This is a genomic window from Cohnella lubricantis, from assembly GCF_014212015.1.
Taxonomy (GTDB): domain Bacteria; phylum Bacillota; class Bacilli; order Paenibacillales; family Paenibacillaceae; genus Cohnella; species Cohnella lubricantis.
The window spans coordinates 80,042-88,397 of sequence record NZ_JACJVN010000016.1 but is presented as its reverse complement, the minus strand read 5'-3'; the positions used below and the strand labels follow the sequence as shown (position 1 = coordinate 88,397).

The 8,356-nt window shown below is 56.9% G+C and carries 6 protein-coding genes and 1 pseudogene; 5 read left to right on the top strand and 2 right to left on the bottom strand.

Features of this window, described 5'->3' with window-relative positions:
• The first annotated feature begins 396 nt into the window (after positions 1-396).
• From H4Q31_RS03850 to H4Q31_RS03830, 5 genes and pseudogenes are all read left to right on the top strand, one after another.
• Positions 397-996, top strand: coding sequence for a TetR/AcrR family transcriptional regulator (locus H4Q31_RS03850; protein WP_185177739.1), 600 nt, complete (start codon positions 397-399; stop codon positions 994-996).
• Positions 997-1,117: 121 nt separating this feature from the next.
• Positions 1,118-2,853 (top strand): annotated as a pseudogene (locus H4Q31_RS03845) (ABC transporter ATP-binding protein).
• A complete protein-coding gene (locus H4Q31_RS03840; protein WP_185177738.1) occupies positions 2,850-4,754 on the top strand; it encodes an ABC transporter ATP-binding protein in 1,905 nt (634 codons plus the stop codon). The pseudogene H4Q31_RS03845 and the gene H4Q31_RS03840 overlap by 4 nt, the downstream one beginning before the upstream one ends.
• Positions 4,755-5,018: 264 nt before the next feature.
• A complete protein-coding gene (locus tag H4Q31_RS03835) occupies positions 5,019-5,657 on the top strand; it encodes a bifunctional 4-hydroxy-2-oxoglutarate aldolase/2-dehydro-3-deoxy-phosphogluconate aldolase (RefSeq protein WP_185177737.1) in 639 nt (212 codons plus the stop codon).
• A 2-nt stretch (positions 5,658-5,659) separates the two neighbouring features.
• Positions 5,660-6,643, top strand: coding sequence for a sugar kinase (locus H4Q31_RS03830; RefSeq protein ID WP_185177736.1), 984 nt, complete (start codon positions 5,660-5,662; stop codon positions 6,641-6,643).
• A 142-nt stretch (positions 6,644-6,785) separates the two neighbouring features.
• Here H4Q31_RS03830 and H4Q31_RS03825 read toward each other — a convergent pair whose 3' ends face one another.
• The gene (locus tag H4Q31_RS03825) at positions 6,786-7,268 is read right to left on the bottom strand and encodes a hypothetical protein (protein WP_185177735.1); all 483 of its coding nucleotides are present in this window, start codon (positions 7,266-7,268) and stop codon (positions 6,786-6,788) included.
• A 221-nt stretch (positions 7,269-7,489) separates the two neighbouring features.
• Positions 7,490-8,317: an AraC family transcriptional regulator gene (locus H4Q31_RS03820; RefSeq protein ID WP_185177734.1), complete on the bottom strand. Its 828-nt coding sequence runs from the start codon at positions 8,315-8,317 to the stop codon at positions 7,490-7,492.
• Positions 8,318-8,356: the final 39 nt, after the last annotated feature.

Here is an 8,356-nt window from a genome sequence, read left to right as displayed (position 1 = left end):
ATCTAGGTCACCGAAAAAAAACACGAACTGAACTGGCCCCTTACTCGCCAGTATCGTCCGTGGCACACTGCACGAAACCTATTTCATCATAGCCTGTGGCCTTTACGGGCATGAAAGTTTTTTGCCGGCTAATGGGCAAGGATCTCGAGAGGAGAGCCTCGATAATATCGAGTAGCTCATCCGCATAGAGCGCAACGGCGGGAGAAGTTCGATAAATCGAGTAATTCCGTCAAGGGCGGTACCTATTTTTAATTTGACCTAGTGAGTGTTCACTACTATAATGGGCGTATGGATACGAACAACAATAACCGACCATCCGGGCCATCGCTAACGTCGCAATCGACGCAGCCATCCCAACCATCCCAACCATCGCGCAAACGGGCTCGAGGCATGAGTGTGCAAGAACGTCGGGCCCAGATTGTGCAGAAGGCGCTTCAACTGTTGGTGGAAGAAGGCCCGAACGTTACGACGCTGCAGATCGCGCGCGCGGCTGGCATCAGCGAGCCGACGATCTTCCGCGCGTTCGCCGACAAGAACGAAGTGCTGGCGGCTTGCTTCGAAGAAGTGGCCAAACCGGATCAGCTGGTGATTGAATTGGAGGCAATCACGCATGAAGCCAGTTTGGCCGATCGCTTGACCCGAACGATCGAAGCGATTCGCACTCACTCCGAACGAACGGGAGCGGTGCTGAACGCGATTCGGCTGGCCTTCATGTCCAAGCCGAACACCGTCAAGCAACGTGAAGGGGGCCGCCGCCAGAGCGGGGGTGTCGACCGCCGCCGGCGCTGGCTGGAGTCGCAGAAGCTTGTGCATGCCGCGGTATGCGAGCTTCTGAAGCCGGACGAAGCGCAATTGCGAATTCCGGCTGCTGACTTGGCGACGTTAGTGCTGACCGTCGTAACGCCGATCGGGCGCAGCGGCGATCTCCAAGCGGGGCTTGCGAACGTGAAGACGGAGCAGCTCGCGGATCTGATCCTGCATGGGGCGCTGAAGTGAGTCCGGGCCGGCGGAATCATCTATTGAACCGCCAGTTCTGCCTGCGGTTCATCCTGAGTTCACATTCGCAAACTATAGTTAGATGATGGGACAGAAAGTAACTATTGGAGTTGATCGATCGATGTTGAAGCTATTCCGGTATTTGAAGCCTTTCCGTTGGGGAGTCGTTCTTGTTATGGCGCTCGTGCTGCTTCAGTCGCTGTCCGAGCTCTACTTGCCGACGCTGATGTCCGACATCGTGGACAAAGGCATTATTGCGAAGGACCTTCCCTATATCTGGCGGATCGGCGGCTTCATGCTGCTGGTGACGCTTGGCGGAGCCCTGTTCTCAGTCGCCGCCAGCTACTACTCGGCACGCGTCTCCTCCGGATTCGGACGGAATGTGAGGAACAAGCTGTTCTCGCACGTCGAGAGCTTCTCCCTGCAGGAGTTCGACCAAGTCGGAACGGCTTCGCTCATTACCCGGACGACGAATGACGTGAATCAGGTGCAGCAAGTATTGGTCATGATGATGCGCATGATGGTCATGGCGCCGATGATGTGCATCGGCGGCCTTCTCATGGCGCTGTCCAAAGACGCCAAGCTGACGCTGGTGCTCGCAGTCGTCATTCCGGTGCTGACGCTGACGATCTTCCTGATCGCGAGCCGCGGCATTCCGCTGTTCCGCCAGATCCAGAAGAAGCTGGATAAGCTGAACCTTGTCCTGCGTGAAAATCTAACGGGCATCCGGGTCATCCGTTCCTTCAACCGGATCGATTATGAGAAGCGCCGCTTCCGCGAAGCGAACGGCGATCTGACGAACACGGCGATTCGCGTCAATCAGATCATGGCCTTCCTCATGCCGGCTATGATGCTCATTATGAACTTCGCCCAGATCTCGATCATTTGGTTCGGCGGCCTCCGCATCAGCCAAGGGGATATGCAGGTCGGCGACTTAATGGCTTTCCTGCAATACGCGATGCAGATTATGTTCTCGCTGCTAATGCTGTCGATGATGTTCGTCATGGTGCCTCGCGCTTCCGCATCCGCGGTGCGGATTAACGAAGTGCTGGCGCAGGAGCCCGTCATCCGGGATACGAACCAATACGGACTGCGGCAGAAGCCGGGATCCGGAGGCGGCGCCGTTGAATTCGACAACGTCACGTTCAGCTATCCAGGCGCGGAGCAGCCGGCTGTCAAAGCCATCTCGTTCCAAGCGATGCCTGGCGAGGTGACCGCGATCATCGGCGGAACCGGGTCGGGCAAGTCGACGATCGTGAATCTGATCCCCAGGTTCTATGATGTCGAATCGGGCAGCATCCGGATCGACGGCGTAGATGTCCGCCAATATTCCCAAGAGGAGCTGCGCGCGAAGATCGGGCTCGTTCCGCAGAAGGCGGTGCTGTTCAGCGGGTCAATCGAGGACAATATCCGATACGGCAAAGACGATGCGTCTGACCAAGAGATTCGGCATGCCGCCGACATCGCTCAAGCGACTGAATTCATCTCTCAGATGCCGGACGGCTTCCAATCGGCAATTGCGCAAGGCGGAACGAACGTATCCGGCGGGCAGAAGCAGCGGCTGTCGATCGCTCGCGCGCTCGTCCGGCGGCCGGAGGTGTATCTGTTCGACGACAGCTTCTCGGCGCTCGATTACAAGACGGACGCCAAGCTGGGGCGGCGCTCCGTTCTGAGACGACGGATGCATCGGTCATTATCGTCGCCCAGCGAGTGAGCACGATTATGGATGCAGATCGGATAATTGTGCTGGACGAAGGCGAGATCGTAGGCATCGGAGCGCACCAAGAATTGATGGAATCTTGCGAGGTATACCGAGAGATCGTATCGTCGCAGCTATCGGAGGAGGAGATCGCATGAGCCAGCAACCGAGAGCGCCGCAAGGCGGCAGACCGCCCGGCGGGCCAAGACCAGGCGGCGGCCCCGGCTTCGGTCCGGGTCCCGGCATGATGGGCATGCCCGGCCAGAAGCCCAAGAACTTCAAAGGCTCGCTCCGGCGGCTGCTCGTCTATTTGCGGCCGCATCGCTTCAAGCTGATCAGCGTCTTCGCGACGGCGATTATCAGCACCGTCTTCTCGATCTTAAGCCCGAAGATTCTAGGGAAGGCGACTGACCGGCTGTTCGATTGGATTCTGGCGAAGGCGGGCGGAGACGCGAGTGCCGTGATCGATTTTCAAGGGATCTGGCAGATCATCCTGTTGCTGGCCGGCTTGTATGTCATCAGCTCGGTATTCGCCTACATTCAGCAGTTCTTGATGGCCGGCGTCGCTCAGCGAACGGTGAATCAGCTGCGCAATGACGTCAACGACAAACTTGCCAGACTGCCGCTCAAGTTCTTCGATTCCCGAACGCACGGAGAGATTCTAAGCCGGGTCGTCAACGACGTTGACAATATCAGCAATACGCTGCAGCAGAGTTTGACGCAGTTGATCACCTCGATCGTGACGCTGATCGGCGTCATTGTCATGATGCTGACGATCAGCCCGTGGCTGACGCTTATTCTGGTGCTGACGCTGCCGCTCAGCTTCCTCGTCGTCAAGGCGATCGCTTCTCGTTCCCAGCGCTACTTCAAAGGACAGCAGATGGAGATTGGCCGCTTGAACGGACACGTAGAGGAGATGTTCACCGGACACGCGATCGTCAAAGCGTTCGGCCGGGAACGCCAATCGAAGGCGGTCTTCGAAGAGATTAACGACAAGCTGTATCAATCAAGCTGGCGCGCGCAATTCGTATCCGGCATCATGATGCCGCTCATGAGCATGATCGGCAATATCGGCTATGTGGCCATCAGCGTCGTCGGCGGCATATTCGTCACCCGCGGATCCGTTAGCGTCGGCGATATTCAGGCGTTTATCCAATACGCCAGACAGTTCACGATGCCGATCACGCAGACCGCCAATATCGCGAACATCATCCAGTCGACAATTGCTTCCGCGGAGCGGGTATTCGAGCTGCTCGACGAACCGGATGAAGTGCCGGAGCGGGAAGGACGCTTGACGTCCGCCGACGTGAGAGGCGACGTCGCGTTCCGCGGCGTGAGGTTCGGTTACAAAGAAGATGAGCCGCTCATCGAGAACATGAACATCGAGGTCAAACGCGGGCAGACGGTCGCGATCGTGGGACCTACCGGAGCGGGCAAGACGACGCTGGTGAACCTGCTGATGCGGTTCTACGAGGTCGGCGGCGGATCGATCACGATCGACAGCAAGGATATCACCGAACTGAAGCGCGGCGATCTGCGCAGCTTGTTCGGTATGGTGCTGCAGGATACGTGGCTGTTCAATGGCACAATCCGGGACAACATCGCGTACGGACGAGAAGGCGCGACAGAAGCGGAAGTGATCGAAGCCGCCAAGGCGGCTTACGCGGATCACTTTATTCGGACGCTTCCGGACGGGTACGATACAGTGCTGAACGAAGAAGCTTCGAACATCTCGCAAGGCCAGAAGCAGCTGCTGACGATCGCGCGGGCCATTCTCGCCGATCCGGCGATTCTTTTTCTGGACGAAGCGACGAGCAGCGTCGATACGCGGACCGAGATCCACATTCAACGGGCGCTGACCTCCTTGATGGAAGGACGCACGAGCTTCGTCATCGCGCACCGGCTGTCGACGATTCGCGACGCCGATCTCATTCTCGTCATGAACCGCGGCGCCGTTATCGAGCAGGGCACGCACGAGCAATTGCTTGAACAGGGCGGCTTCTATGCCGAGTTGTATAATAGCCAGTTCTCGCACGAAGCGCATGGCAGCGCGGTATAAGCAGGCCAAGCCGTCCGCCGACAGGGTGGCGGAGCAATCCTCTTCAGGCGTGTTGAATATGGAGTCGATTGTGAAAGAAGTTTAGGGAAACGTTTCTTTTCAAGCTAAGGCACATGGTGGTACACTGGTAGTCGTTGGAGCTTCATGCGAGCGAATCGCATTCAGCGGTTAAGGTGCAAGCGATTGCGGCAAGTGAATGCGCGTATCATTCTAACGTTGGCTTGGCTGATGATCAGAAGGCTTGGCCGAAGGGGGAGAAACCAGATGTCCACGAACTTATTGCAATCCTTATCCCAGGAGAGAATCGTTGCCATTATCCGGGGAATCTCGGCGGAATCCGGAGACGCCACGGCGAAAGCGCTGGCGGATGGAGGCATCGTGTTCCTTGAAGTGACGCTGAACACGGACGGAGCGCTCGGCATGATCTCGCGGTTCCGGGAGCAGTACGAAGGACGTATGCGCATCGGCGCGGGTACGGTGCTTGACCTGAGCCAAGCGAAGGAAGCCGTCGCTGCCGGCGCGGAATATATTATCTCGCCGAATCTGGACGAAGAAGTCGTATATTACGGCGTGAAGCAGGGAATTGACGTATGGCCGGGCACTATGACGCCGACCGAGATGGTGCGCGCCTATAAGGCCGGCGCTTCCGCGGTCAAGGTATTTCCGATGGGGGCGCTTGGCGTCAACTACTTGAAGGAAGTGCGCGCTCCGCTGAACCACATTCCGATGATCGGAACCGGCGGGGTGAACCTGTCGAATATTCGCACCGTCCTAGAGTCGGGAGCTATCGCGGTTGGATTGGGCGGCAATCTGGTTGACAAGCAGCTGGTGAAGGAAGGCAAGTTCGACGAGCTGACGAAGCTGGCGCAATCGTTCGTCGCCGAGGTCAAGGGAGCGAACTGACCATGAGCGGAATTCGTCCTGCCGATGTTGTAACGTTTGGAGAGAGCATGGTGTTGTTCCAGCCGATGAGCGACGGACCGCTGGCTTATGCGCCGTTGTTCACTCGTTCGCTCGCGGGCGCGGAGTCGAATGTCGCGATCGGCCTCTCCCGACTGGGGCTGCGCGCGCGTTGGATCAGCCGATTAGGTACGGATCCATTCGGCGACTTCGTGCTCGCGACACTAGCCGGGGAAGGCGTTGATGTCTCGCAGGCCGAGCGCGACACCGGCTGCCCCACAGCCGTCTACTTCAAGGAGTTTAAAGGCTACGGCGATCCGAATGTGTACTACTATCGCAAAGGCTCCGCCGTCAGCCGGTGGACGCCGGATCATGTCGATCGCAGCTGGTTCGAAGGCGCCAAGCATCTGCACGTGACGGGCATCACGCCAGCACTTGGACCGTCCACCGCGGATACGGTTCGCAAGGCGATGACCTTGGCTCGGGAGATGGGGCTTACCATCTCCTTCGATCCCAATCTGCGCCGCAAGCTGTGGAGCGAAGAACAGGCGCGCGAGACGCTGCTCTCCCTGATCCCGCTGTGCGACATCTTCATGCCTGGTCTTGAGGAAGCGGAATTTCTCGTCGGTTCGCGATCGGAGGAGGACTACGGCGCTCACTTCTTGACGATGGGGGCGTCGGCTGTCGTGCTGAAGCATGGCGAAGAAGGCTCTATCGGCTTCACGCCCCTCGCAGCCGTGCGCGTTAAGCCGCACACGGTGAAGCATGTCGTCGATACGGTAGGCGCAGGCGATGCATTCGCTGCCGGCTTCCTGTCGGCATGGCTGACGAATGCGGGCGATGGGGACGAGCCCCGCTTGAGCGAAGCGCTGGAGCGGGCGAATCTCATGGGCGCGCTCGCGACGCAATATCGCGGCGACTGGGAAGGCTTGCCGAAGCTGGCGGAAGTGGAGCGTCTGCTGGCCGGCAGCCGGGAGACGACTCGCTGACCGCGCGGGCTGGATTGTTGTAGTGAGAGAAGGAGGGCTGTCCCCTTTGGCGGACAACCCTCCTTTCTGGTTGCAGCTGCAATTGCCAATGTTATGTCGTGGCAACCCTATATCTTGCGACAACCGTTATGTTTATTAATCATCAATGCTCGTGTTTTTCGAGATCCAATTCTTTTTTTTCAATCTTCTCAAGTAAATACATGGCAAGTAAAATCAACCAAGCGCCGACTTTAATACTGATACTGACAGTCCAGATCGCTGTTAAAGACATCAACAATAGAATGATCGCTGCAGAAACAATCTTTGATTGTCTGGACTTTGGTTTGTAGGCTCTCTCTGGTCTCAGCAATCCAATGATGAAGAAAGCTGCGAAATATATAACGGCGCCTGTTATTGTATCGCTAACCACTAGGTAGATTAAACAAGCAGTCATCGCCGAATATAAGAATGTAAAGATAAATTTCTTTAAAAAAGCTCCTCTGTTCCGCTGTTTTGCCTCTGGAGTAATCTCTCTATCGTTTTTTTCAACCGCTCGTAGTATGAACAAGTATATCATGTATAGGATTACAATAGCCGCGACAGCAAATACCATAGAATTACTGAGCGCTATCTGCGCATCTCCCATAGCTATTTAAGCCCCTTTCTGATGAGTGATGACTATCCTTAGTAAACAATCCCGCACGTTAGATCTATCTATATTATACCTCGCTTAACAACGATGTATCGCCTCCCTTTAACTCATGATCGGCCGATGATGCGGACCAACTGAGTCACGGGGATAAACCTATCATAGAGTCGGAAAAGGTTATAGCTCGATCGCGCCGAATAGCGCCGATTCCTAAGTCTTCACTCATACAGCTTGCGGAATTGCTCTGGCGGCAAGCCCGTCTTGCGGCGGAACGTTGCGACGAAGTGGCTCGCATCGCGAAATCCGACGCGTTCGGCGATCATCTTGACGGTAAGGCTTGGCGATCCGATCAGAAGCTCCTTCGCCTTGCGGAGGCGCAGATGAATGAGGTAGGCGTACGGCGACACGCCGAACGTATGGCGGAACAGTACGTTCATCGTGCTGATCGGCATATCGAGCACCCGCTGCATCTCCTCGAGTCCTACCTCCGCATCCGAATAATGTTCCTCCATCCAATCGAGAAGGGGCCGAAGCCTCTCGGAGCCGCGGATGATCGCGGCACGATTGCCCGAACGCCAATGCTGCCGCAGCGTCAGCAGGAAGCGATAGGCGTCCGCCGAAGCGTTCAGCCCGAACAGATCGAGATCGCTCTCCAATCGGTCCATCATCTCATCGATCATCCCGTTCATAGGCGAAGAATCATCCGGCTCCCAATGGATCGGCGCGGGCTCGGTCAGACCAAGCGACTGCAGGATGCTCGGGACGGCAGGCCCGCCGAACGTCAAATAGGCGGTATCCCAGCGGCCGCCAGCCGATTCATAGATGTGGGGAACGCCGGGCGGAACGAGCACGCCGGATCCGGCCGGGAGCGGGAATGCGTGATCGCCAACCGTGAATCGGCCTTCGCCGTCTACCGTCTGAAGCCAATGATAATGAGGATAGCCTTCCGTTCGGACGATTCGATTCGCTTCGATCGTCGTCCCAACCGTCTCCACGAATAAGGGAAGCGTCTTGCCGAGAGGGAGTGGCAGCACGAACCTGCGCATTGGCTTCACTTCCTTTGTCATATTCTTATATTCATATGC

Excerpts from the sequence above, each read along its gene's own strand:
- H4Q31_RS03840 (WP_185177738.1), top strand. The coding sequence starts at position 2,850 with ATGAGCCAGCAACCGAGAGCGCCGCAAGGCGGCAGACCGCCCGGCGGG.
- H4Q31_RS03835 (WP_185177737.1), top strand. The coding sequence starts at position 5,019 with ATGTCCACGAACTTATTGCAATCCTTATCCCAGGAGAGAATCGTTGCC.
- H4Q31_RS03830 (WP_185177736.1), top strand. The coding sequence starts at position 5,660 with ATGAGCGGAATTCGTCCTGCCGATGTTGTAACGTTTGGAGAGAGCATG.
- H4Q31_RS03820 (WP_185177734.1), bottom strand. The coding sequence starts at position 8,317 with ATGCGCAGGTTCGTGCTGCCACTCCCTCTCGGCAAGACGCTTCCCTTA.
- H4Q31_RS03825 (WP_185177735.1), bottom strand. The coding sequence starts at position 7,268 with ATGGGAGATGCGCAGATAGCGCTCAGTAATTCTATGGTATTTGCTGTC.